This is a genomic window from Bradyrhizobium sp. CCGB01 (assembly GCF_024199795.1).
In the GTDB taxonomy this organism is placed as follows: domain Bacteria; phylum Pseudomonadota; class Alphaproteobacteria; order Rhizobiales; family Xanthobacteraceae; genus Bradyrhizobium.
In genome coordinates, this window is sequence record NZ_JANADK010000001.1 from 3,731,984 (window position 1) to 3,755,539 (window position 23,556).

19 protein-coding genes and 1 pseudogene are annotated in these 23,556 nt (G+C 62.7%); 15 read left to right on the plus strand and 5 right to left on the minus strand.

Going from position 1 to position 23,556, the window contains the following annotated elements; translation table 11 throughout:
* Nucleotides 1–76: 76 nt before the first annotated feature.
* The 4 genes from rpoH (at nucleotide 77) to NLM25_RS16925 (ending at nucleotide 6,336) form a co-directional block, all read left to right on the plus strand.
* Nucleotides 77–1,033, plus strand: a complete 957-nt coding sequence (rpoH, locus tag NLM25_RS16910) for an RNA polymerase sigma factor RpoH (RefSeq protein WP_254137710.1) — start codon at nucleotides 77–79, stop codon at nucleotides 1,031–1,033.
* A gap of 140 nt (nucleotides 1,034–1,173) precedes the next feature.
* A complete protein-coding gene (locus tag NLM25_RS16915) occupies nucleotides 1,174–4,356 on the plus strand; it encodes an efflux RND transporter permease subunit (protein WP_254137711.1) in 3,183 nt (1,060 codons plus the stop codon).
* Nucleotides 4,353–5,624 (plus strand): efflux RND transporter periplasmic adaptor subunit, encoded by a 1,272-nt coding sequence (locus tag NLM25_RS16920; protein WP_254137712.1) that lies wholly within the window; start codon nucleotides 4,353–4,355, stop codon nucleotides 5,622–5,624. Before NLM25_RS16915 ends, NLM25_RS16920 begins: the two co-directional genes overlap by 4 nt.
* A gap of 10 nt (nucleotides 5,625–5,634) precedes the next feature.
* On the plus strand, nucleotides 5,635–6,336 hold the full coding sequence (locus tag NLM25_RS16925) for a hypothetical protein (RefSeq protein ID WP_254137713.1): 702 nt from the start codon (nucleotides 5,635–5,637) through the stop codon (nucleotides 6,334–6,336).
* A gap of 26 nt (nucleotides 6,337–6,362) precedes the next feature.
* Here NLM25_RS16925 and NLM25_RS16930 read toward each other — a convergent pair whose 3' ends face one another.
* The 3 genes and pseudogenes from NLM25_RS16930 to NLM25_RS44445 all read right to left on the minus strand — a co-directional run.
* The gene (locus NLM25_RS16930) at nucleotides 6,363–6,887 is read right to left on the minus strand and encodes a helix-turn-helix transcriptional regulator (RefSeq protein ID WP_254137714.1); all 525 of its coding nucleotides are present in this window, start codon (nucleotides 6,885–6,887) and stop codon (nucleotides 6,363–6,365) included.
* Between the two features lie 117 nt (nucleotides 6,888–7,004).
* Nucleotides 7,005–8,213: an ABC transporter substrate-binding protein gene (locus tag NLM25_RS16935; RefSeq protein WP_254137715.1), complete on the minus strand. Its 1,209-nt coding sequence runs from the start codon at nucleotides 8,211–8,213 to the stop codon at nucleotides 7,005–7,007.
* Between the two features lie 2,740 nt (nucleotides 8,214–10,953).
* Nucleotides 10,954–11,193, minus strand: a pseudogene (locus NLM25_RS44445) (transcriptional regulator); the annotation flags it as partial.
* Nucleotides 11,194–11,433: 240 nt separating this feature from the next.
* Between NLM25_RS44445 and NLM25_RS16945 the strand changes: the two are divergent.
* On the plus strand, nucleotides 11,434–12,375 hold the full coding sequence (locus NLM25_RS16945; RefSeq protein ID WP_254137717.1) for an IclR family transcriptional regulator: 942 nt from the start codon (nucleotides 11,434–11,436) through the stop codon (nucleotides 12,373–12,375).
* Nucleotides 12,376–12,549: 174 nt separating this feature from the next.
* Nucleotides 12,550–13,446 carry a helix-turn-helix transcriptional regulator gene (locus NLM25_RS16950; RefSeq protein ID WP_254137718.1) on the plus strand — a complete coding sequence of 299 codons (897 nt, stop codon included), beginning with the start codon at nucleotides 12,550–12,552 and terminating at the stop codon, nucleotides 13,444–13,446.
* Nucleotides 13,447–13,684: 238 nt separating this feature from the next.
* Here the strand turns inward: NLM25_RS16950 and NLM25_RS16955 are convergent, their stop codons facing one another.
* Together NLM25_RS16955 and NLM25_RS16960 are read right to left on the minus strand one after the other, a co-directional pair.
* Nucleotides 13,685–13,918, minus strand: a complete 234-nt coding sequence (locus NLM25_RS16955) for a hypothetical protein (protein ID WP_254118050.1) — start codon at nucleotides 13,916–13,918, stop codon at nucleotides 13,685–13,687.
* Between the two features lie 234 nt (nucleotides 13,919–14,152).
* Complete coding sequence (locus NLM25_RS16960) at nucleotides 14,153–14,395, minus strand: hypothetical protein (protein ID WP_254137719.1); 243 nt, start codon at nucleotides 14,393–14,395, stop codon at nucleotides 14,153–14,155.
* 313 nt (nucleotides 14,396–14,708) lie between these two features.
* Here NLM25_RS16960 and NLM25_RS16965 point away from each other — a divergent pair, with 313 nt between their 5' ends.
* From NLM25_RS16965 to NLM25_RS17005, 9 genes are all read left to right on the plus strand, one after another.
* Entirely contained in the window at nucleotides 14,709–14,990 is a 282-nt protein-coding gene (locus NLM25_RS16965) for a hypothetical protein (RefSeq protein ID WP_254118052.1), read from the plus strand.
* Between the two features lie 118 nt (nucleotides 14,991–15,108).
* Nucleotides 15,109–17,970, plus strand: a complete 2,862-nt coding sequence (locus tag NLM25_RS16970) for a winged helix-turn-helix domain-containing protein (RefSeq protein ID WP_254137720.1) — start codon at nucleotides 15,109–15,111, stop codon at nucleotides 17,968–17,970.
* A 275-nt stretch (nucleotides 17,971–18,245) separates the two neighbouring features.
* Nucleotides 18,246–19,295: a catalase family peroxidase gene (locus NLM25_RS16975; protein WP_254137721.1), complete on the plus strand. Its 1,050-nt coding sequence runs from the start codon at nucleotides 18,246–18,248 to the stop codon at nucleotides 19,293–19,295.
* A complete protein-coding gene (locus NLM25_RS16980) occupies nucleotides 19,292–19,855 on the plus strand; it encodes a cytochrome b (RefSeq protein ID WP_254137722.1) in 564 nt (187 codons plus the stop codon). Before NLM25_RS16975 ends, NLM25_RS16980 begins: the two co-directional genes overlap by 4 nt.
* 120 nt (nucleotides 19,856–19,975) lie before the next feature.
* Nucleotides 19,976–20,476 (plus strand): Dps family protein, encoded by a 501-nt coding sequence (locus NLM25_RS16985; RefSeq protein ID WP_254141200.1) that lies wholly within the window; start codon nucleotides 19,976–19,978, stop codon nucleotides 20,474–20,476.
* Between the two features lie 38 nt (nucleotides 20,477–20,514).
* Entirely contained in the window at nucleotides 20,515–21,138 is a 624-nt protein-coding gene (locus tag NLM25_RS16990; protein WP_254137723.1) for a histidine kinase dimerization/phosphoacceptor domain -containing protein, read from the plus strand.
* A 137-nt stretch (nucleotides 21,139–21,275) separates the two neighbouring features.
* On the plus strand, nucleotides 21,276–21,875 hold the full coding sequence (locus NLM25_RS16995) for an HdeD family acid-resistance protein (RefSeq protein WP_254137724.1): 600 nt from the start codon (nucleotides 21,276–21,278) through the stop codon (nucleotides 21,873–21,875).
* 3 nt (nucleotides 21,876–21,878) lie between these two features.
* Nucleotides 21,879–22,712: a formate dehydrogenase accessory sulfurtransferase FdhD gene (fdhD, locus tag NLM25_RS17000; protein ID WP_254137725.1), complete on the plus strand. Its 834-nt coding sequence runs from the start codon at nucleotides 21,879–21,881 to the stop codon at nucleotides 22,710–22,712.
* Nucleotides 22,713–22,808: 96 nt separating this feature from the next.
* Complete coding sequence (locus tag NLM25_RS17005) at nucleotides 22,809–23,396, plus strand: YoaK family protein (RefSeq protein ID WP_254137726.1); 588 nt, start codon at nucleotides 22,809–22,811, stop codon at nucleotides 23,394–23,396.
* Nucleotides 23,397–23,556 lie beyond the last annotated feature (160 nt).

Consider the following 23,556-nt stretch of genomic DNA (forward strand, 5'->3'; position numbering starts at 1 on the left):
TACGTTCAATTCAGTGGCCGCCTCCTTCGGGGGCCTCCTAGAGTCCGTTCGCCGGTTTCGTATGTGGGAGTGACAGATGCAGATCCGCCACGAAGTTGCGAGGAATAATGCCGTGGCTGTAGCGGCCGGAGTTCCGTCGGCCTCATTCCTCAGCGCGTATTCCGAAGCCATCAAACGCTATGAACTGCTTGAGCCTGTTCAGGAGCAGCAGCTTGCACGCAGCTGGCAGGAGACGCGGGACCGCAGTGCCGTCAACGCACTCGTTACCAGTCATCTCCGGCTCGCAGCCAAGGTGGCGCGCGGCTACAAGGGATACGGTCTTCCCTTGGCCGATGTGATTGCGGAGGCAAATCTCGGCCTCGTGATTGCCGCGTCACGCTTCGAGCCCGGCCGCGGTGCGAGGTTCTCCACCTATGCGGTGTGGTGGATCAAAGCGTCCGTTCACGAATACATTCTGCGCTCCTGGTCCCTGGTCAGGATCGGCACGACCGCAGCGCAGAAGAAGTTGTTCTTCAGGCTTCGCGGCGAGATGAGGAAAGCCGCGCGCGGTACGATGGCAGGGCTCACGCCCGATGTCGCCCAGATGATCGCGGAAAGGCTCGACGTCACAGCGCGTGACGTGATCGAGATGGATTCCCGTCTGAACGGTGACATGTCGCTGAACGCGCGCGTAGGCGGCGACGAACAAGGAACCGAGTGGGAAACATTGCTGGTCGATCAGGCGATCGACGCCGAGACGGTGCTAGCCGATCATGAGCAGACGGAGCGCCGTACCAATGCTTTGCGCGTTGCGCTGGGCGTGCTCACGGCGCGCGAGCGCCATGTCCTGGAGGCGAGGCGGCTGGCGGAACGCCCGGTTACGCTGGACCAACTCGCCTGCGAGCTTTCGGTCTCCAGCGAACGGGTTCGGCAGATCGAGATCCGTGCCTTTGCCAAGGTCAGGCGAGCCGCAATTCTCGCCGCGGAGGATGCGGTACGCAAGCGCGCCGCCTGCGTCTCGGGCTCACGGCCGCGGGAGCTCACCACACAATGAGCGATTGCGAAGCAGTGATGCCGGCACCAATGATGTCTGTCATGTCGCGGAGCTTCTGAATTCGTTTTCATTTGAACGGATGCCCACCCGTCCTCATCTGTTCAACGATCCCGCGCAATTTGTTTCAGGCAGAAACCACCATGGGAATTGTTCGCTTCGCGCTGCGGTTTCCGCACACGTTCTATGTGCTTGCGGCGCTGATCATGTTTCTCGGCGGCATCGCGATCTGGTCGATGCCGACGGACATTTTTCCGGAGATTCGCATCCCCGTCGTCACGGTGGTGTGGAGCTACACCGGTCTTTCGACGCCGGAGATGGAGCAGCGCGTCAGCACCTACAGCCAGTATTCGATCAGCGCCAACGTCAGCGGCATCAAGAATATCGAGGCGCAAACCCTCAACGGTCTGTCGGTTCAGAAAATCTACTTCCAGCCGGACGTCAATCTCGACCTCGCAATCTCGCAGATCGTCTCGGCGACCAACGCCATCCGCGCGCTGATGCCGCCGGGAATTCAGCCGCCGATCATCGTGCAGTTCAACGCGTCGAGCGTGCCGGTGCTGCAGCTCAGCCTCGAGTCCAATAGCCTGAACGAGCAGCAGCTATACGATTTCGGCATCTATCGAGTCCGGCAGCAATTGGCGCCCGTTCCGGGCGTCACGCTGCCTACGCCTGCCGGCGGCAAGTACCGCCAGATCATGGTCGACATCGACCCGAACAAGCTTCTGTCGCGCGGATTGACGCCCCTCGACATCGTCAATGCGGTTAACACCCAGAATCTGACGTTGCCCACCGGCACGGCGAAGATCGGCGATACCCAGTACACCGTTCGAACCAACGCCACGCCGGCTTCGATCAAGGATCTCAACATGATCCCGGTCAAGTTCGCGAACGGAGCCACGATCTTCCTGAAGGATGTGGCCCAGGTCCGGGACGGCGCCCAGGTCCAGCAGAACATCGTGCGCGAGGACGGCCATCGGTCCGTCCTGCTCAGTGTGATCAAGAATGGAAATGCCTCGACGCTCGCCGTCGTCAACGGTGTGAAGAAGGCCTTGAAGTCGATTCGGGCGTCGGCTCCTGCGGGGCTGAAGATCAACGAGCTGTTCGACCAGTCGGTCTTTGTGACTCATTCTGTCAATGGCGTGCTGCGCGAAGGTGCGATCGCGGCCGGCCTCACGGCCCTGATGGTCCTGCTCTTTCTGGGATCGTGGCGATCGACGCTGGTCGTCTTGATCTCGATCCCGCTAGCGATGCTTTCGTCGCTGGTCGCGTTGTATTGTCTCGGCGAGACCCTGAACACGATGACGCTCGGCGGGCTCGCACTCGCGGTCGGCATCCTGGTCGATGACTCGACGGTGACGATCGAGAACACGCACCGGCTCTGGACCGAGCAAGGCATGCCGCTGCCGGATGCGACGCTGCATGGAGCGGCTGAAATCGCGGTGCCGACGCTCGTTTCGACGCTCGCGATCAGTTGCGTGTTCACCTCGGTCGTGTTTCTCGAAGGGCCGGCCAAGTACCTCTTCACCCCGTTAGGTCTGGCGGTGGTGTTCGCGATGCTGGCGTCATATGCGTTGTCGCGAACGCTGACGCCGATCACCATCGGCCTGCTGCTGAAAGGCGAGCGGCGTCATGGCGAGGGCGGGGCCCCGTCGGGCATCTTCGGACGTGCCTCGGCCGCGTTCGAGCGCGGGTTCGAACGCCTGCGCAACGGCTATTCCGATCTCTTGTTGACGTTGCTTCGGCGTCGCGCCGTCGTGCCGGTCGTCGCGGTGCTGGTGCTCGCTCTCGGGGCCACCATGTTCGTCTATGTCGGCAGGGACTTTTATCCGTTGATCGACGGTGGCCAGATCCAGCTTCATGTTCGCGCCCCCGCGGGCACGCGCATAGAGCGCACGGAGGCAATCTTCCAGGCGGTCGAAGACAAGATCCGAGATGTCATTCCGGAGCGGGACCGGGCGCTGATCGTCGACAATATCGGGCTTCCGGCGCGTCCCTATAATCTCGCGTTCACCGACGGTTCGACGATAGGCGTGAACGACGGCACCATTCTCGTGTCGCTCAAGGACGGGCACAAGCCGACCGCGGGCTACGTCAGGAAACTGCGGCAGGTGCTGCCATCGGCATTCCCCGAGGACACGTTCTACTTCCAGGCGGCCGATATCGTGACGCAGATCCTGAACTTCGGTCTTCCGGCGCAGATCGATGTGCGCACGGTCGGCTACGGCAACAACAATCTGGCCGTGGCCAAGGAGCTCCAGAAGTCTCTCGCGGCGATCCCCGGCGTCGTCGATGCCCATCTGCAGCAGGAAGTCGATGCTCCGGCGTTCTATGCCGACATCGACCGCACCCGGGCCGCGCAGCTCGGCCTGAATGCGAGCACGGTGGCGACCAATATCAATGTCAGCCTCAGCTCGTCGGCGCAGGTCTCGCCGAATTTCTGGACCGACCCGACGTCGGGCATCCCGTATTACCTGGCGGTGCAGACGCCCGAGTACAGGGCAAATTCGCTGAACGCATTGGGAAACACGCCGGTGTCGACGTCCGTTGCCGCGAGCGGGCAGACGGTGCCGGGGCTCCTCAGCAACGTTGCGACGTTCAAGCGAGGGAGCGTTCCCACCAATTCGAACCAGGCCAATGTCCAGCCGGTGTTTGACGTCTATGCAAGCGTCCAGGGCCGCGATCTTGGCGGCGTGGCGGCCGACATCAACAAGGTGACGTCGACGCTTCAGAAGCAACTCCAGCCGGGCAATTCGATCCAGGTCCTGGGACAGATCCAGAGCATGAACCAGTCGTTCCGCGATCTGGGGATCGGGCTGCTGTTCGCCGCCATCCTGGTCTACCTGCTCATGGTCGTGAACTACCAGAATTTCGGCGATCCCTTTGTCGTGATCCTGGCGCTGCCGGCGACGTTCTGTGGCATCGTGACAATGTTGTTCATCACCGGAACGACGCTGAATGTGCCCTCGCTGATGGGCGCGATCATGGCGGTCGGGGTCGCCTCGGCGAACTCCATTCTGCTCGTGACGTTCGCGCGAGATGAGCAATTGAAGGGACACTCCGCGTTCCAGGCGGCGCTGAGCGCGGGGCGCACCAGAATCCGTCCCGTCCTGATGACCGCTGCCGCGATGATCGTGGGCATGATCCCGATGGCGCTTGGGGGGCCGGGCGAGGAGCAGAACGCCGCGCTCGCGCGCGCGGTTATCGGCGGACTGCTGTTCGCGACCCCGACGACACTGCTGATCGTGCCGTACCTCTTTGCGATGCTGCGCAAAGGTAACGATGGCAAGCCTCACCACGGCGTATTCGAGGAGCAACCGGAATGAGCGACGCTCGCGTGCGGACCAGTGACGATGAAGGGGGGGACCGGCCCGATGCGGAGAGCTGCCGGATCGTCGAGCTCCCGGGCAAAGGCGCTCCATCCGGACGCCGTTATGGCGCCGCGCTGCTCGGAGGAGGGATGCTTCTGCTGCTTGCGGGCGGTCTCGGCGTTGGCGGCTGGCGGCACTATCAGGCGGCGCGTGACGTCGCCGCAGTCGCGGAGCAAGCGAGGACGGCTGTTCCGGACGTCCGGGTGGCGGTGGTTCGGCCCAGCGGTGCGCTGATGAAGGTCACCTTGCCGGCGACGACGACCGCGTTCGAGGCGGCCAATATCTTCGCGCGGACCAGCGGCTATATCGAGAAGCGCTACGTCGATATCGGCGATCGGGTGAAGAAGGGCGATCTTCTGGCGGATATCACAGCTCCGGAGCTTGACCAGCAGATCGCTCAGGCCCAGGCGACGCTTGCACAAAACCAGGCGGCCTTGCAGCAGGCGCAAGCGAGCCGGGAGCTTGCCGACGTCACCAATTCGCGGGACAGCAATCTGGTCAAGCAAGGCTGGCTGACGGCGCAGCAGGGTGACAACGATCGTCTGACCTTGCGTGCGCAGCAGGGGGCCGTGGGTGTCGCCCAGTCGAACATCACCGCGCAGCAGGCGCAGATCCGCGTCCTCGAGCAGGAGAAGGCCTACCAGCGCGTGGTGGCGCCGTTCGACGGCGTGATCACACAGCGCAATGTGGACAATGGCAGCCTGGTGCAGGCCGGGTCGACCTTCATGTTCACGCTGATGCATTCCAATGTGATCCGAACTCAGGTCTTCGTGCCGCAAGACGAGGCTTTCGGAGTCGGACCGGGCGTCGACGCGGATATTCACGTCCCCGAGATTCCAGGGCGGTCGTTTCCGGGGAAAGTCACGCGGATCGCAAGCGCATTGCAGCCAGGAAGCCGAACTCTGCTGACCGAGATCGACGTGCCCAATCCGGACGGTGCGCTCAGTCCTGGGATCTACTGCACGGTCGAGCTGTCGATCCCGCGCAAGACGCCGTCGATGATGGTCCCGTCCGATGCGCTCGTCTTCGATCAGAACGGTCTTCACGTCGCGGTGGTGCGAAACGACATCGTTCATTTGCAGCACGTCTCGATCGCACGGGACTTCGGCACCTCGGTGGAGGTGCGCGAGGGCGTGCAACCCGGCGATCAGGTCATACTCAATCCAGCGGTGAACCTGGCGGAGGGCAGCAAGGTCACCATACGCAAGGTCGAGGCGAGCTAGGAGCACAGAGATGGTCCGGATCGTGGTTGCAACGATGATCGCCGTAACGTTGGGCTGCTCTCCGATTGAGGCGCAGGTCGCAACAATGGGCACCACGGCCATGGGCCTTCCCACCGTACCGGGTGCGATCGTCACCTCGCCGCTCAATAGTCCAGGCCCGTTTTCCGCTACAACTGAGCCTGGCACTCCCGACACGACGCTGGCGCCCGTTCCACTTGCCTCGGATCCGACCACGCCGGGTACGGTCGTCGTCTGCGCCGTGCCATTGACGTCTGAGACGCCGGTGCCGGCGACTCCGATCGTATCGAGCACGGGCCAGTCGACGTCAGGCATTGGCGCTCTGATATCGCCGGTCATAGGGCAAACCGGCAGCTCCACCGGAACAATTCCCACGTCGGAACCGGTGGGAACGGGGACGACGGCCGCATGCAGCTCGACGCCGGGAGGGCTCGCAGCAAGCGCTGCGTCCCTGCCGCTCTCGATCCCGCAAGTGCCGGCCAGCCTCGCGCCTGGCACGATCCTGCCGGACACCAGCGCCGCGGGCGGCACTGGCATCGATCCAAATGCCGCCGTCATGCCGAGCCCGAACAGCACAAGCTGCATGGAAGGGGTTTCGATGAATCTCGCCGCGCCTGCGACGGTGTTGCCCGCCAACGCGTCAGGCGCTGCCCCAACGCCGGGAGTGTCGCCGATCTTGCCGCCGGGATGCTGAGGCGGTGCTGCTACAAGACATTCGCCTCATCGCACCGCGTGCGGGTCCGGGGGCGATATTCCGGCTGCCGGCGCCTCGGGAACAAGCGTGGCCGGCGCGCTTGCCAGATCGGATGCGAGCGCCCCGGCAGCTGCTCTGCACAGGCGCCGGTATTCGCTCGGCGTTTTGCCCGTGGTGCGTCCGAAGCTGGTCGAGAAATGCGCAGAGCTGGCGTAACCACAAGCATAGGCAATTTCGGTCAGCGTGCGGTTCGGATCGCGCAGGAGCCGCCTGGCGCGCTCGATCCGTTGCAGCATTTGCCAGCGATGGGGCGGAAGGCCCATGGTGGTGCGAAAGCGCTTGCAGAAGCAGCTTGAGCTGAGGCCAATCAATGACGCCATGGCCTCGAGCGACCAGGGCGTGCTGGACGATTCAATCGCCTCTCTGACGCGCCGCAATTGCCATTCGGCAAGACCGTTTCGCACGGAGACGCAATGGACCGGCTGCACCGGGCTTGGCGAGCCCGATATCTTTCCCGCCGTTTGATTGTGCGGACCGGGCTCAGCGATCATCTGCGGCTCCCCTTATGGCAGAGCTGCATTATGATCCGAACGACGTCGTATTTCCTTGGTGCTTTCGTGAAGTTTCCTGAAGCGCGGGTTGGCGCAGCCGGGGCCTGTACCTGCGCTTCACGTTGCCGGGCGCAGCTTCAGAACCTCGGTGTCAGGCGGCAGCATCGTTCCGCCGTCCCGATATTTCCAGTCCACCATCACGCCCTTGTTGCCCCGGACCGTGGTGCGGCCGACAAAGGTCCCCATGGTGCTCTGATGGTCGATGGAACGCCAAATGGCCGGTCCGAACGGCGTTTCGAAGCCGACATTACCAAAGCCGTCGGCCATCGCCTCGGTATCAAAGCTTCCGAGCTTCTCGATCGGAGCCGCGATGGAGCTGATCAAGGCGTGACCGACCACGGAGCCCATCGTGGGGGCCTCGCCATATCGCGCGGAATAGGCCGACGCAAAGGCGTTGTTGGCGTGATCCAGGACTTCGGTCGCCGGATAGCCGGTCACGATCCATCCTTCCGGTGCGTCTTGCCCGAGGGGAAGAAGGTATTCGGGCTCGCCGGTCGTGAACGACACGACGTGTCGCCCTTCGAACAGGCCTCTATCATTGCCTTGCCGGACAAACCTGGCGAGATCGGGTCCGAAGGTGACGTTGAGAATCGCCTCGGGCTTCTGTTGGGTGAGGGCGTTGACAACCACGCCGGCATCAATGGCACCCAGCGGCGGCCACTGGCTGTTGATGAACTCGACGTCAGGACGACGGTCGCTCAGAAGCTGCCTGAACCATCTTACGGCCGACTGCCCATATTCGTAGTTCGGGGCAATCGTCGCCCATCGTGTCGCCTTCAGTTGCGCAGCCTCCTCCACCAGCATGGCGGCCAGCATGTATGTCGAGGGACGGAGCCGGTAACAGTACCGATGTCCTTGCTCCCAAACGAGGGCGTCGGTGAGCGGTTCGCTGGCCACAAAGAGGATCCGGTTTTGCCGGGCGAAGTCGCTGATCGCCAGCCCGACATGCGACAGATAGGCGCCTGCCAGAAGATCGACGCCATTCCGTCGCACGAGTTCTTCGGCGGCGCGCAGCGCGACGCTCGGCTTGCCTTCATCGTCCCGGCTGATGACCTGTAGCTCTCGCCCGAGGACGCCTCCACTTGCATTCAGCTGTTCGACCGCCAACTGCCAGCCGCGTCGGTAGGGCAGGGTAAACGCGGGCGCGCTGCTATAGGAGTTGATCTCGCCGATCCTGATCGGTCTCGTGCCCTGAGCACGGATGATGCCGGGCGAAAACACCGAAGCGCCGACGCCGCCTAGAACCTGTCGTCGAGAGATGCTCATCAAGTGCGGTCCGGAGGAATGAATGTGAGGCTGTTCCAGCGCTGCAGGACGTGTCGTCCCGGTCGAAAGATAGTGCAACCTAGTGGCAGGTACTGGATGTGGGCCGGTCGTCGACGCATGTCGAAATCGAGATGCCCGGAGTTTTAGCGAGACCACGAGCAAAGGCGAGCGCGGGAAGATCGACCTCCCGATCGAACAGGGCGCTGACCGGACCGACGAGCTCGAGCGCGGTCTGCTGTCGGTCCGATCCCGCCATGATCCTTGCCCAGGCTGCCGCGACCTTCAGCTCGTAGAAGCGGCATTGCTGCTCCCTGGCAACGGATAGGCCCTCGGAGAACAGCAGTTCCGAGCGGGACCGATCCGGCGTGCCATCGGCAAGCAGAACCTCGCCCTTGATCCGCAGCAGATCAGCAAGGCACCACAACTGCTGGCCCTGCCGGGAGATAGCTAAGGCATCTTCCACGGCGGCCAGGGCCTGCGCCGTCTCGCCGGCCGCGAGCAGCCCTTCGGCGAGCGATCCGAGAAATTCGGGATTGCGCATCAGCCAGCCGTTCTCGGCCCGCGCTTTCAATCCACCGCGCAGCAGCTCTATTCCATCGTGATGTCTGCCTTGCAGGACGAGCAACTGCCCCTTCAGGCACGATGTCCAGCTCGTCCAGAAAGCTATTCCCTCGCGCGTGACGAGTTCGAGGAGAGACGATATCGCCTGATCGGCAGCGTCGAGATCGTGCGTCATCAGCGCAATGGGGCATACGGCGTTCCGCAGCGCGTAAGCGACCGCGAGCTTGTCTTTCTCGCGTTGCGCCTCCTGGAGGCATTCCGTGGCCAGGGATCTGCTCTGGGCGATCTTTCCCTGGAGCAGCAGGACGCGAGCCAGCATGGCTTTCGCCAGAACGCTCTGGTTGAGCAGGAACCACATCTGGTTCGCGCCGTCCTTTAGCCCGTGAGCCGAATGGTCCAGGGACAGGGTCAGTTCGCGTTGAGCCTCCCCCTGCGCTCCGTAAAAATGGGTGGCGGCGCCTATCAGGCGGCGGCCCACCGTCTCGTTGGCGGGATTGCCTGTACGCAGGGCGATCTCGAGGTATCGCTCTCCGACATCCTGGGCTGCGTCGTATTGACCCGAGTTGAGATTATAGCTCCACAGCGTCCAAACGGCCTTCAGCTGAAGCTCGAGATCCGATAGCTCTTCTGCGAGCACAAGGCCGATGTTCAGCGCCGCTTTCATGCGATCCGCCGAGCCAGTCGTATTGAGAAGCGCGAACCCCAGCGCGACATAAAGCTGCGCCTTGAGCCTCGGGTTGCAGGTCAGCTCTCCGCCGAGATGGGCGAGAGCGTGCTCGATCCGGGTCGAGCATTCCATGAAGGACAGCAATTGCATCCATACCGGCACAAAGCCGGCCGTAAGCTCTACGCCGAGCGCGGCATCGCCGTCGGGCGCGAAGGCCCAGTCGAGCGCCGCATGCACGTTTCCGATCTCCTGGGCAAGGCGAGCGAGATCGTCGGAGGCGGGAGAGGCCTCGTCGAGCGGCGTGATGAGCCGCCTGAGAAAGTTCGCATGCCGTCTGCCGGCTTGCTCGACGAGCCCCGCTTCCGCCAGCTTCTCCAGGGCATAAGCGCGGGTGGTCTCCAGCAGGCGCCACCGCCCTTCAACGGAGGGGTCGAGTGAGACCAGCGATTTCCCGACCAGATTGAATAATGTTTCGATGACGTCCGACCGGGACAACGCGTCGTCCATCATTGCAATGGCCGCATCGAGTGTGAAGCCGGCCGGGAACACTGCGAGCCAGCGCAGCAGGCCTTGCTCTTCCGGCGACAACAGATCGTAGCTCCAGTCCAGTGTCGCTCGCAGGGTCTGGTGCCGCGGCAGCTGGTCCCTGCGGCCGCCGCTCATCAACTCCAGTCGCTTGTCCAGGCGAAGCAAGACGGTGTCCAGGCCAAGATTCGCGGCCTGAGCCGCGGCAAATTCCAACGCGAGCGGAATTCCGTCGAGCCGGCGACAGATGGCGGCCACTTTCAGCAGATCGTCCGCGCCTGGAGCAAAGCTCGCGCGTAGCGCCCGTGTGCGAGCGACGAAGAGCTGCACGGCACTTGCCTGCAACAGCAGGCCGGGATCACGCAAGTCAGAGTCTGGAACAGACAGCGGCGGGATGGCCGCAACGTATTCGCCATCGATGCGGAGGCCTTCCCGGCTGGTCGAAAGAATAGTGACATTTGGACAATAGCGAAGTGCAGAGCTCGCGATTTGTGCAGCGACGTCTATGACGTGCTCGCAATTGTCCAAGACGAGAAGCAGGCGTCGTGACCCGATAGCTTGGGCGATGCTCGCAGCCGAAACGTCCTTGTCACTCAAGGCCAGCTTGAGCGCACGGGCGGTGGTCGATGTTGCAAGTGCCGGATCCTGGAGGGTCGCGAGTTCGACCAGCGCCACCGAACCTTCGAATGCGGATGCGACCCGGCGCGCGAGTTCGATGGCCAGCTTTGTTTTTCCGATGCCTCCCGGACCGACGACAGTCACGGCCCGATATGCGGACATCAATTCGGCCAATTCGCTCAGGCAATCCTCGCGCCCGATGAGAGGAGCGCGAGTGTTCGGCAGGTTATTCGAAAAGGATGCGACAGCCGGGGCGGATACCGATGTCGCTGGGGACTGATCCAAATGACCGCTGCGCCAGGTCCCGGCGAGGGTATATCCACGGCCCGAGATCGTCTTGAGGAGATCGCGATCTTTGCCCAGCGCCTTCCGGACGGCGGAGATGTGGACCTGTAGCGTGTTGTCCTCGACGGCCAGGCCCGACCAGACACTTCCGATCAAATCATCCTTGGTCACCAGGAGACCGGCGCAACTCGCCAGTTTCTCGAGAATTTCGAATGCGCGGCTCCCGATCGGCACCGTGACGTTGTCGCACCTCAGCTCTCTCCGCTGGCAGTCGATAAGCCAGTTACCGAAGGAGAAGGTTCGTGCAGCGGGCGAAGGCGACATAGGGGGGTCCGTGGATCAGCTTCACTGCCGCGATCTAGGGAGAGTGACGAGACCCCCGAAAGATCACCGCCCCCGGCAAGATTTTGAAAGCGTGAATATGCCTTGGTGTCCTACAGGGGAGGCCGTTGGGGTGTCAAGAAGACCTTCTCAGTAGCCGGTTGTTCGCCATGGCTCGATGCAGTCGTCTGAAAAGCTCGTCGCTTGCTACACGAATTCGTGAGGACGACTGGGAGCGCTAAAATGGGAGAGCGGGCGGGAAGGAGCGTGCAGCACGTCCCGACAGCGACACAAGGCAAGGGATTTCGCGTCGCGACGGTTCAGAAGCTGGGCAGTCTGCTCGAGCTCTTCATTCCCGACGCCCTCGATCGAAGCAACACCTGCTCACATTGGGGGCTGCAGGATATCGCGCGACATCTGGGTTGGGACGATGGCACGACGCATCGCTTCCTTGTTTCCCTGACCGAGATCGGTCTGCTCGAACGGAGCAGCGAAGATCGTTTTTCCGTCGGGATGTTCGTGGTGCAGCTTGCCGCCGTCTACATGGCGAGCAATCGGCTCCGCAGTATCGTCATCGAAAAGATGGAGGAACTGAGCGCCGGGACGCAGCTGACTGTGGAGGTCGGCGCGTTGCAATGTGCTTCGATGGTCATTATTGCAAGCAAGCAGGGATCGATGCCGTTGATGTCGCGATCGATGCTGGGAGAAAAAGTGCCGCTTCACGCGACGGCGGGCGGCAAGGCCATCCTGTCGCAGCTCGCCGATGCGGACGTGGAGGAGCTATGCCGCGGCCGGCTCGTCAGCCTGGCATCCAATACGCGGACGACGGCGGCCTCCCTGAAGCGCGATATTTATGACACCCGTGTTAATCGCTTCGTCCGAACTCTCTCGGAATATGCCGAAGGGCTTTGCAGCATCGCGATTCCGATCCCTCGGGGGTGCTTCGGCAGCTGGCCGGCCGCGCTGATCTGCTCGGGCCCGGCTGATCCATCGGAGCCTGTGTGGGAAATCGCCGAGGAGGGTTTGAGGGACTTCGGCGCTTATCTCCACGCCTGTACGTCTGATGGTGCGGCAATCGACGCGCGTGACGGAGCGATCCGTAAAATGTATGGTCCTGCGCTTCGCCAACCGCACAACGGAGTCCGCCGAGCCGCGCATCCGCGGACGGAGCCGCAGGATTCGTAATTTGCGATAGGTCGATCTGGAAAACCTATCGGCCTGGCGGCGGAAGTCTGAAATTTCCTGATTTTGCGTCTCTTAACTCGCGGTCGGACCGTGCCTTGCTACCTTACTCGGCAATCGAGGCGCATCGCTCCAATGGCGCCTCGCGGTTTGGATTATCTTAGTCAGGGTAGGATCATGTCTCAGCCACTATCGTCGCGACAACTGAAGCATGGCGATACCCAGGCATTCGTCACCGCGGACCAAGCAGATTTTCGGCCGGCCATTGCAATGGCGTCAGTCGTGCCGCCTCCGAAGGTCATCGCTCATACCAACCGTTTGCGCAGGGACGATCTGTCCGCCCTTGACGCAACGACGATTGCTTTCGAGCGGCTCGGTCTGGTCATTGCGTTCGAGGGACAGCCACGGCGCAGCGCCAGGATCTCGCCGTGTGATCCGGAGCACGATGCCGGCTGGCTGCGCGTCGAAATCCCGTGGCGACGCGCGTCGATGACGACAGCGAAATCCATGGCTATTGCGCCTCCTTGCAACGACGGGGATCCGGTTCTTCAGCGTCTGTCTGAAGCTCTCGTCGCGATGGAATGTTTGATGGACACTCATAGCGCTGTTTGTGTTGATGCCCTGCGATTTGCGGTCATTGCCAGGGCCTTTGCTTTGCGGTCCGATACGCGGCGGCTGAAGTTCGGCGAGCGAGCCCGTGTCGACCAACGTGCATCTGAAAGGCCGGTCCGGGGACTGCAGAAGTGGCGGCTCAAGCGGGTGCTCGACTATATCGAGACTCACTTCTGCAGAAAGATCGTGCTCGCGGATCTTGCCGCAGCCGCCGGCCTGAGCCGCATGCATTTCGCCGCCCAGTTCCGAGCGGCGACGGGTTGCAAGCCGCACGAGTATATTTTGCGGCACCGAATACAGCGCTCGAAAGACCTGCTGCGGGATTCCGGGATGCCGATCGTCGAGATCGCGCTCACTGTGGGTTTTCAGAGCCAGGCCCACTTCACGACGACATTCAGACGGTTCACGGGTGACACCCCGACTCGATGGCGAGATGCCGCCGCTGCCGGATACGATCTTTGATGCCCTCGTTTCGAGCGAGAAGGAATCATTCTCATTGGATATGCTGCAGATGCCGGGCCATGCTTCTGGCGCAGCCAATCCTCCTCAGATATGACCGGTCGGAAGAACGGAGCTTCATGGAGCCGCCATTCTTCCTTCCGTCACGTCCGTGAGGTGCCCCGAAAACGCTGAGATGAACCTCTTCAAGTCAGCGTTAGCGATTGCCTTCCGGCAATGGAGCTCGTCCCGGCTGGCGTGCTCAATAGCCCGACGTGGGCTCGCACGGAGGCCGACGCCAGGGGTCGCTCGCGAACGCGCCGACGTCGGGAGCGCGAACGCAGCTGCGCTTGGACGTGACCGGCACGCGCTGAACCGATGCATAGGCGTCGGCATTGGTCCGGCGCGCGTTGTTGCTGCCTTCGCGAGCCATCGCGGGGGAGGCAATCATGGCCGCGACCATCAGTCCGGCCGACAAGAGCTTAAGTGTAGTCATTGCACGTCTCCTTGACAAAGCGACGCCGGGAACGCCTCGGCTCGCTCGCTAGACATGTGTATGTCCTTGCCGGATGAGCAGTATCAATCGAACGAACGTTTTCGCCTTTGCACGAAGTCGTAGCCCACGCTTCATCACCAGAGCGATTGCTTGCTAGTCGGGTGAAATGCGGACGGGGTGCCAGTCCAGCTCAGCGAGCTTTCTGATCGTCTGACCTGCGCGCTTGGTTGCCGGTCACCGATGCCAGTGCCGATTGTAGATGTGGCCTGATCCGAAGACCGGAGCGGCGCCGCCGGGCTGCTCGAGGCCCATTCGTCCTGCCGGCGTCAATGCGCCGCCGTTTAGCACGTCGCGATCGGGATACATTGATGCAAATGCGGCGGGCTCCTGATCGGCAAAGGACCAGGCCGCAGAGGCGGATGATATCGTTGCCGTTGACAGCAGTGCCGCGGCGATCAGGGTTTTGATTGCAGTCATAGCGAATCTCCATGCTTGCGATGTGCGGAGAGTCGCTTGGCGATGATCGCTGCTCGGCTGAGGGGCGTTTCCGAAATTGTTCTCGATACCGGGCCATATAGGCAGTCCGGCCGGAAAACCCTGCTCTTTGTGCATCACTCTTGCGAGAGGGTGTGCAGGGAATATCGGGTGGGGTGCGCGGGTTATCGACGAGACGTCTTCGAAGCGGAATTCTGTCACGGTTGTCATAGTCGCTCGCGCGAACGTGCATGGTCGAATTGCTCGCGGCATCCAGTTCTAGGTGCAGGTCATAGAAACATGTGGAGTGTGAACCATGAGACTTCTCCCGCTTCTCTGCATCGTCGCCTGCCTTGCGCTCGCGGGCGCCGCATTTGCCCGCGCGGGAATGGGATCCCACATGTCGATGGAAAGTGGTGGCGCGCTCGGTACGAGTGCTGCTGCGCCGGGAACGAACTCGCTCGGCACCGCGCTTCCGTCGTCAGAGGGTGGCGGTCACGCAATGAAAGGACCGTCACTCGGCACGGATGCGGCCATCGACAAGGAGGACGCCCGGCTCGAGAAGATGCTGGAAGGATCCATCTGCCGCGGCTGCTGACACGCCAGCATTGCGAGACTTGCTTCGGGTGTCTGGCGGCCTTGGCCGCCGGACAAGCTGCGTCTTCCGCAAGCGTTGATGATACGCTGGGCGCAAGATCAAGCAACCGCTCGAGGCTATGCCGATGATGGCCGGGCCAAGCCAGCGTCCCGTCTACGCCTGCGACAAATGGGAGATCGATCTTGCCAGACGTGAACTGCGCTCGATGGGAGAGTGCGTTCCTCTGGGCGGTCGTGCCTTTGAAATTCTTGCGGAATTGGCTCAGGCCGAAGGCGAGCTGGTCACCAGGAACGACCTGACGCAGCGGGTCTGGCGCGGCGTCTTTGTCGAGGAAAGTGCACTTCGGGTCCATATCGCGGCGATCCGGAAGGCCCTCGGTTCGGATCGCGACATGCTGGCGACCACGGTCGGCCGAGGCTATCGCCTGCTGGGTTCATGGCGGACCCGGCAGATGGACGCCCCGCTACAATCTGCCGCACCCGAGCTGTTGCCGTCGGCCAACATTCCCAATGCGTCATTCGTTCTCATCGGCCGCACCACCGCGCTCGCGCGTTTGTGGGAGCTTTTATCGGCCTATCGCGTCGTGAGCCTCGTCGGGCCTGGCGGGATCGGCAAGACGGCACTTGCACTTCAAGCCGCCAGGATGCCGCCAGCCGGCTTTGCGGCCGATCGGTTGCTGGTCGAACTGGCCTCGCTGCCCGATCCCAAGCTCGTGTGCTCGGCCGTCGCCGGCATGCTCGGCATCAAGCTCGAAGGGGAGGAGATCGCTCCGGATTCCATCGCGCGCGCGATTGGAGCCAGGCCGTTGTTGCTCATTCTCGACAATTGCGAGCACGTCGTTGATACCGTGGCCGAACTGGCCGAGACGATCGTCAGCCGCTGTTCCGGAACGACCGTCCTGGCGACAAGTCGCGAAGCGCTGCGCATTGAAGGTGAACATGTCTATCGCGTTCCGGCCCTGGGTGTGCCGCCCGAAGCCCGGCGCGAGTCCGACGCCGCATCGGCCTACACGGCGGTGGAATTGTTCACGACCCGGGCGAAAGCGCTGGGCTCCAGCTTCGCGTTCGACGAACAGAATCTCGATGCCGTCGCCGCCATCTGCCGCCGGCTGGACGGCATTCCTCTCGCGATCGAATTCGCGGCGGCACGTGCTGTGATGCTCAGTCCGCCGAAGATCGCGGCACTTCTCGACGACAGGTTCAAATTTCTGACGACCGGCCGGCGTACTGCGTTGCCCAGGCAGCAAACGCTGCGTGCGACGCTCGACTGGAGCTACGATCTGCTGCCGGACGCCGAGGCGCGGCTCCTGCGGCGGCTCGGCATATTTGCCGGAGAGTTTCTGCTCGATGCCGTGATCGCGGTTGCGGGCGAAGGGATGAGCGATGTGACCGCGGAACTTGCCAATCTGGTTGCGAAGTCGCTCGTCCTTGCGGATATCCGCGGCGAACGCCCCTATTATCGCTTGTTGGATACCACGCGCGCCTATGCGCTGGAGAAACTTCACGCCAGCGGCGAATTTCCCGGCGTAGCGCGCCGCCAGGCCAGATACTATTGCGGGTTCTTTGCGAATGCGGAAGCTGACAGCGAAGTGAAGCCGCAGGCGGAGTGGCTTGGCTTCTATGGCCAGCACATCGACAACGTGCGGTCCAGCCTCGATTGGGCTTTCTCGCCCGGCGGCGATGCGCAGATCGGAACGGCGCTGACCGCAGGGGCAGTCCCGCTCTGGGTACAATTGTCGCTTCTCGCCGAATGCCGCGAGCGGACCGAACTCGCATTGGCAAGCCTCGACGACAGTGCCACCGGCTCATTGCGGCTCCGCATGCAATTGTCGGCCGCGCTTGGTTGGTCGCTGATGTACGGCGTTGGCAGGGCACGGGAGGCCGGTCCGGCCTGGGCTGCGACCCTGCAGCTTGCCGAGCAGCTCGGCGACGACGACTATCTGCTGCGTGCGCTTTGGGGGCTCTGCATCGATCAATTCAACAATGGCGAGTTCCGCAAGGCATTGGAGTTCGCGCACCGCTTTGCGGAGATCGTGGCCGTTTCTCACAATTCCGTCGACCGGATGATGGGCGAGCGGCTGCTTGCCACCACGCTGCACTACCTCGGTGATCAGCGGTTGGCGCATCATCACATTGGGCGGACCTTGTCTCGCCTTTCCGATCTGACGGCGAAGCCGCAGGTGATCCGTTTCCGGTTCGACCTGCGAGCCTCTGCGCGCTATTTCCAGGCGCGCATCCTGTGGCTTCTCGGGTTGGCGGATCAGGCATTGAGCGTCGTCGAGCGCAATGTCGAGGAGGGGCGTGCGAGTGGCCACGCGCTGACCTTCTGCAGCATACTCGGCCAGGGCGCCTGTCCGATTGCTTTCCTGGCAGGTGATCTCGACGCGGCGGAACGCTATTGCACGATGCTGATCGAGCACACCGAACGTCATCCGATCCGCCTGTGGAACGTGTGGGCGCGCGCCTTCAGGGGGATGGTGATCGCGCGAAGTGGTGATGTCGCCGCCGGACTGACGTTGCTGCGCAAGGCGCTTGAGCTGGCGGGCGAGGCCCGTTTCCTGCCGCGCTTCCTGCTTCCTCTCGGCGAACTGGCGGCATGTCTCGGAGAGGTCGGTGAAGTATCGCTAGGGCTTGCGACCGCGGACGAGGCGCTTGCGCGCTGCGAGGCGAGGGATGAGCGGTGGTACGCTGCCGAGCTCTGGCGCATCAAGGGTGAGTTACACCGGCATCCCGGCGAATATCACTCGGCTCTCGCCGCCGAACAGTGCTTCGACAAGGCGTTCGAGGTGGCGCGCGGCCAAGGTGCGCTGTTCTGGGAATTAAGGGCGGCCATCAGCCTGGCGAGGTTGATGGCGAGTCAGAGCCGTGCCGCCGATGCACACCGAATCCTGGCTTCCGTGTACGGCCAATTCACCGAAGGTTTCGAGACCGCCGATCTCAGGCTCGCGAGAGCGATGATGACGGAGTTCTCGACTTCGTGAACTTGACGGGCAATGCCTCAGCGGATGCCTCCGGGGGCATCTTCGAGCATCACGATCGATGTTGAATCGCACGAAAATTTCGAGAAGGCCCGAATCCGGATTGGGATCCCGGCGAAGGCCGAGCAAGTCTGCTCAGGCGGCGTGCCTTCCCGAAATTGGCGGTAGGTTCGAGAAGATCAGGACATGAACGCCGGCTACAAGGAAGCTCCCTCGCTCGGTCAGAATCCCGCACGCATCCGGTCGCCGGGCGGTCCGCGCATCGCAAAGGAGACCGAATGAATCAAGAAAAGCCACCGCATTCGGGTCTTGGATCCCTGGTCCTGATCGCAGCCGTCCTCGGCGGCGGCGCAGCTGCGTTCGCTTACACTGCGGGGTGGCTCTCGCCGGGACGTCTGACGCCGGAACGGATGATCGCGGCGCTGACGCCTCCGAGCGGCGCACCACTCGGGCACCGGCGCAATCATGCCAAGGGAATCTGCTTCACCGGGACATTCGAGGCGAATGGAAACGGCGCGGAGCTCTCGCGGGCCAAGGTGTTTGTGCAGGGTCAATATCCGGCCCTGGGTCGGTTCAATCTCGGTACGGCTGATCCGAATGCGGTCGATGCGACCGTGCGCGTACGCGGCCTGGGATTGCTGATCACGACGGCAGACGGCGAAGAGTGGCGGTCGGCGATGATCAATCCGCCGTTCTTTGCGGTCTCCACGCCGCAGGCGTTTCACGACCTGCTGATCGCATCTGGCAAGAAGGATCCAGAGGCGATGAAGGCGTTCATTCAGACCAACCCGGAATTCGGTCCCTTCGCGGCCTGGGCCAAGACGGCGCCCTGGACCGGCAGTTATGCGGAGGAGCCCTACAACAGCCTCAACAGCTTCATCTTCACGGACGCGGGAGGTGGCGACCACGCGGTGCGATGGTCACTGCTACCCTCGGCGCAAATCACTCCACTCTCGCAGGCTGACCTCCAAACACGCGGTCCGGATTACCTTGAGCAGGAGATCACTGAACGGGTTCGGACCGCCGGTCCGCTACGATGGACCATGGTTACGACCGTGGCCGATCCGGGTGACCCGACCGCGGATCCGAGCAAGGCCTGGCCGGATAGCCGTCGCAAGGTGCAGGTCGGAACGTTGATCGTGCAGCGGATCGAGCCGGAGCGCGATGGACCCTGCCGCGACATCAATTTCGATCCGACCGTCCTGCCGCAGGGAATCCGGGTGTCGGATGATCCGTTCCCGGCGGCACGCTCATCGGTCTACCGCAAATCCTACGATCTGCGCGCGGCCGAAGCCGGAGACTATCCGCGAACCGGGACCAGGCCATGACCAGCGCTCCTCATCGTTTTGCTCTGATCCAGCGCTTTCTTCACTGGCTGATGGCGGCTTGCATCCTCGCCATGCTGTTCATTGGCGTGGGCATGGTCTCCACCGTCGCGCCGAAATATCTGCCGCTCATCCTGATCCACAAGACGCTCGGCCTCACGCTGCTGGTCCTCGTTCTGATCAGGCTGGCGTTGCGACTGTACTACGGTGCGCCGCCTTTGCCTCCCGATCTTTCGAGAACCATGAAGTTGGGGGCAGCACTGTCGCATCAGCTCCTCTATGTCCTCATGATCGTCATGCCGTTGCTCGGTCTCGGTATGCTCTGGGCTGCGGCCTATCCGGTCGTCCTGTATGGCGGGATCCGAATTCCCGCGCTGCTGCCGCAGAGCGACTTCGTGCACACGCTGCTCTGGAATGCCCATGTCTATCTGGGCCTCGCGTTCTTTGCCCTCGTTCTGTTGCATCTGGCGGCCGGGTTGTTCCACGCATTGATCCGTCGCGATGGCGTATTCGGGGCGATGTCTCTTTTGCCGCTGCGGGACAGGACGACACGCGCGGAATGAACCCGCTGCGGCGGCAGGCGCCCTCGCAGGCGTGCGATCCCAAAAGGATCTTCCGCGTCGGAAAGAATTGTCGCGCACCGCGCGGCTAGATTGTTCGAACCTCCAACAAGGATGCCGATCATGACCAAAGCAGACCTCCAAAGTCCGACGGATCTCGGAGCCAATGCAAACCGGGACGTTCCAGCCGCGCTGAGAGCGCTGCTCGCCGACGTCTTTGCGCTCTACCTGAAAACCAAGAACTTTCACTGGCACGTTTCGGGTCGCCACTTTCGCGACTACCACCTTATGCTCGACGAGCAAGCCGACCAGATTTTCGCCATGACCGACGACATTGCCGAGCGCGCACGCAAGATCGGCGGCACGACGCTCCGCTCGATCGGCCACATCGCGCGCGAGCAGCGCATTCTCGACAACGATGCGGACTATGTCGACCCGCAGGACATGCTCGCTGAACTGCGCAGCGACAACCAGCAGCTGACGCGAGAAATGCGCCGGGTCCACGAGCTCTGTGACGAATACGGTGATGTCGCGACCGCAAGCCTCCTCGAAAACTGGATCGACGAGACGGAACGGCGGATCTGGTTCCTCTACGAAACCGGCCGAAGCGGCCCGACTTCGTAATTGCAAAGCGCGCCGTTCGGCCGGGAAGCGAGTGAAGGATGAGCAGCCTCTCGGAATTGGTGCCGGACGGCGGTGTCAAGGCGGAGCGCCTAGTGCTGCGCGAGCTAGCGCATCGGATCGACGACGAGCTTGCCTTGGCGATCGACCTGGTGTCGCAGGCGGTCGATCGTTGCGACGGCACGGAGGTGAGGACGACCCTCGCTTCCGTGCAGGATCGGCTGGAAGGTCATGCACAACTTCACCACGCGCTGCAAATGCCGCAGTTCACCACGACCGTCGATCTGGCGGCCTATCTCTTGCAATTGTGCCGGTCGATCAGCCGCTCGAGCCTCGAAGACAAGGGTATTGCGCTCTCGCTGCTGCTGCGTCCGCTGAAGATGAACTCCGAGCGCTGCTGGCTGTTGGGCATGATGGTCTTCGAACTGATCACCAGGGCGGTGCGCCGCGTGTCCCATGGAGGAGCGGGCGCTATTCGTCTCGAAGTGTGGCTCACGGCGACGTCGATCGCGTGCTGCATCATGGACAACGGCTCGTCTGACGACAGCCGGTACCGGGAAGAAGACGATTCTATCGTCGAGGTGCTTGCAGCGCGTCTGAACGGGGCGGTCGACGTCCGTGCCGGTCCCGACGGGTTCAGAACCGTCGTGAACATCCCGCGCTAGTCGTGAGTCTCGCGCAACGATGCGCATCGTGCGGATGAAATAATCCTGTTGCGTCCTCGAAAGATGGAACGAGGTCGATCTCGATACTCTGTTCCCGTTCACGGCCTGCGGACAGGTCGTGCGAACAGGATCAAGCCATGACGGACATGTCGAACTCCGAGGCCTCGCTTGGAACGGCCATTCACGCGATCACAGGAAAATGGGCCTGGTTCGTTGCGCTGGGGGTGGGCGAACTGATCCTCGGTGGTGTTGCATCTGCCAATCTGATGGCGGCGAGCCTCGCTTCTGTATTGGTCATTGGTGCCACCATGGCGGCCGCCGGCATTTTCCAGATCGTGCAAGCGTTTTCAGTACACGGCCTGCGGGGATTCCTGCTTTGGTTGCTGGCGGGGATTGTTTATGCCGCCGCCGGGGCCATCATACTCTACGATCCGATCCTGGCCTCGTTCGCGCTGTCTCTCGCAGTGTGTGCCTTCCTGGTCGTAGCCGGGATGATCAGGATCTGGGCCGGCTTTCGCATGCGGCCAGCCGCGGGTTGGCGTTGGATCGTCGCCGCAGGAATCCTGACGTTCTGCGTCGGTCTCATGCTGGTTGTGGCTTGGCCCGCCATCGGTTTGTGGCTGCTCGGTGTCATGCTGATCGTCGACCTGATTTTCCAGGGATGGGGATTCATCGCATTCGGGATCGCGCTCAGGAACCGTGCCTCCCGCTATCGTGCCGAACCGGCGACGGTATGAGCCATGGAAGGCTCGACATTCACGCGGCACTGGGAGATTGCCTGGCGCGGCGGTCAGACGAAGTCCACTTCGCGGCTGGTTGCCGAGGAGACCGCCATCGCGCTCACCTATAACGGCTCGACCCATGCGGTGATGATGGGAACGCCGGGAGATCTGGAGGATTTCGGTATCGGCTTCAGCCTTACCGAGGCCATCGTCGAACGCGCGAGCGAGATCAAGAGCATCGAGCTGATCCCGAACGATCTTGGCGCCGAGGTTCGGATGTGGCTCGATGGCGACCGCGCGGCGTCCCTGGCTGCACGGCGCCGAACCATCAGCGGCCCCGTTGGATGCGGGCTCTGCGGCATCGAGAGCCTCGAACAGGCTCGCCGTGCGCCGGCGCGGGTAACGGGCCGGGGCATCGCCTTTCACGCGCGCGACTTGCTGGGCGCCATGCAGGCTCTTTCTCCGCACCAAATCCTGAATCAGCAGACGCGCTCCGTCCACGCGGCGGCTTTCTGGCATCCTCGCACCGGCATCGGTCCGGTCAGAGAGGACGTTGGCCGGCACAATGCGCTCGACAAGCTCGCCGGAGCGATGGTGCGCGAGGGGAGACCGGCGTGCGATGGCGCCGTGCTGCTGACGAGCCGCGTGTCGGTCGAGATGGTGCAGAAAGCGGCGATGCTCGGTGCGCCGGTCATCGTGGCCGTGTCAGCCCCCACCGCACTCGCCATCAAGACCGCGGATGAGGCGGGGATCACGCTGCTCGCGATCGCCCGTGATGACGGATACGGCCTATTCACGCATCCGCGCCGCGTTGTGCTGCCTGATGGGGCCGCGCCGCGTACGGGCTGCTGAACCCGCGGGTCAACGAAGATGACGAAGCAAGCCGCAGCTCCGGAGCCGGTCGTCGAGACGCGCGTCGGCGTCCATGTTCCGGAGCGATCACTTCTCGTGGCGTCGCTTCTGAGCATGTCGGGTGGCTTCCTGGACGCCTTCACCTGGCTCTCGCTAGGCGGCGTGTTTGCAAGCTCGCAAACCGGCAATGTCGTCTTCCTCGGCATCGACGCCATATCCGGGCAATGGCAGCAGGCGGCCCGCCACCTCCTTCCGCTTGTCGCCTTTCTCCTCGGCGCATTGGTGGCAATCCGCGTCAAGGCGCCGTTGCTCTGCCTCACCGGAGAGATCGTCTGCTTGTTCGCAGTGATGTTGTTGATTCATCGGGTCCCGGACATGGTCGCGATCCCCGGGATCTCTTTTGGCGCGGCGCTGCAGTCAGCCAGCTTCAGGCAGGTCGAGCGCTGGAAATATCTCTCCGTCACCGTCACGGGGAACATGCTCCGGGCCATCGATCAATCCGTTGCGTCCGATCGCGATGCGGCGCGTGGCACCGCGGTCATGTTTTTGCTCTGCCTGATGTTCCTGTCGGGAGCGGCCATCGGGACCTGCGTGACCAAATGGCTGCACGCCTTGAGCCTTATCCTGCCGATTGCATCGTCGGCGTGTGTTCTTTGGCTCTGTCGGCCGCCGCGGCGAAGCTGAGCTGGATTCGAGTCTCATATATTCCCTCATGGATGGTCCGGCGCGCGCGGCATGCCATTCGGCAAAAGGACGTTCATTCAGGGAAGCGTGCGCGCCATGCGGTGCGTACACTTTTCAACAGCACCGAGATGGCCTTCCGACTTCAACTGCCACGAGAGGC

Excerpts from the sequence above, each read along its gene's own strand:
- NLM25_RS16930 (WP_254137714.1), bottom strand. The coding sequence starts at position 6,887 with ATGATCGCTGAGCCCGGTCCGCACAATCAAACGGCGGGAAAGATATCG.
- NLM25_RS16965 (WP_254118052.1), top strand. The coding sequence starts at position 14,709 with ATGAGACTTCTCCCGCTTCTCTGCATCGTCGCCTGCCTTGCGCTCGCG.
- NLM25_RS16980 (WP_254137722.1), top strand. The coding sequence starts at position 19,292 with ATGACCAGCGCTCCTCATCGTTTTGCTCTGATCCAGCGCTTTCTTCAC.
- NLM25_RS16925 (WP_254137713.1), top strand. The coding sequence starts at position 5,635 with ATGGTCCGGATCGTGGTTGCAACGATGATCGCCGTAACGTTGGGCTGC.
- NLM25_RS16985 (WP_254141200.1), top strand. The coding sequence starts at position 19,976 with ATGACCAAAGCAGACCTCCAAAGTCCGACGGATCTCGGAGCCAATGCA.
- NLM25_RS16945 (WP_254137717.1), top strand. The coding sequence starts at position 11,434 with ATGGGAGAGCGGGCGGGAAGGAGCGTGCAGCACGTCCCGACAGCGACA.
- NLM25_RS16975 (WP_254137721.1), top strand. The coding sequence starts at position 18,246 with ATGAATCAAGAAAAGCCACCGCATTCGGGTCTTGGATCCCTGGTCCTG.
- NLM25_RS16990 (WP_254137723.1), top strand. The coding sequence starts at position 20,515 with ATGAGCAGCCTCTCGGAATTGGTGCCGGACGGCGGTGTCAAGGCGGAG.
- NLM25_RS16950 (WP_254137718.1), top strand. The coding sequence starts at position 12,550 with ATGTCTCAGCCACTATCGTCGCGACAACTGAAGCATGGCGATACCCAG.
- NLM25_RS16935 (WP_254137715.1), bottom strand. The coding sequence starts at position 8,213 with ATGAGCATCTCTCGACGACAGGTTCTAGGCGGCGTCGGCGCTTCGGTG.
- rpoH (WP_254137710.1), top strand. The coding sequence starts at position 77 with ATGCAGATCCGCCACGAAGTTGCGAGGAATAATGCCGTGGCTGTAGCG.
- NLM25_RS16970 (WP_254137720.1), top strand. The coding sequence starts at position 15,109 with ATGCCGATGATGGCCGGGCCAAGCCAGCGTCCCGTCTACGCCTGCGAC.
- NLM25_RS16915 (WP_254137711.1), top strand. The coding sequence starts at position 1,174 with ATGGGAATTGTTCGCTTCGCGCTGCGGTTTCCGCACACGTTCTATGTG.
- fdhD (WP_254137725.1), top strand. The coding sequence starts at position 21,879 with ATGGAAGGCTCGACATTCACGCGGCACTGGGAGATTGCCTGGCGCGGC.
- NLM25_RS16920 (WP_254137712.1), top strand. The coding sequence starts at position 4,353 with ATGAGCGACGCTCGCGTGCGGACCAGTGACGATGAAGGGGGGGACCGG.
- NLM25_RS16960 (WP_254137719.1), bottom strand. The coding sequence starts at position 14,395 with ATGACTGCAATCAAAACCCTGATCGCCGCGGCACTGCTGTCAACGGCA.
- NLM25_RS16955 (WP_254118050.1), bottom strand. The coding sequence starts at position 13,918 with ATGACTACACTTAAGCTCTTGTCGGCCGGACTGATGGTCGCGGCCATG.
- NLM25_RS16995 (WP_254137724.1), top strand. The coding sequence starts at position 21,276 with ATGACGGACATGTCGAACTCCGAGGCCTCGCTTGGAACGGCCATTCAC.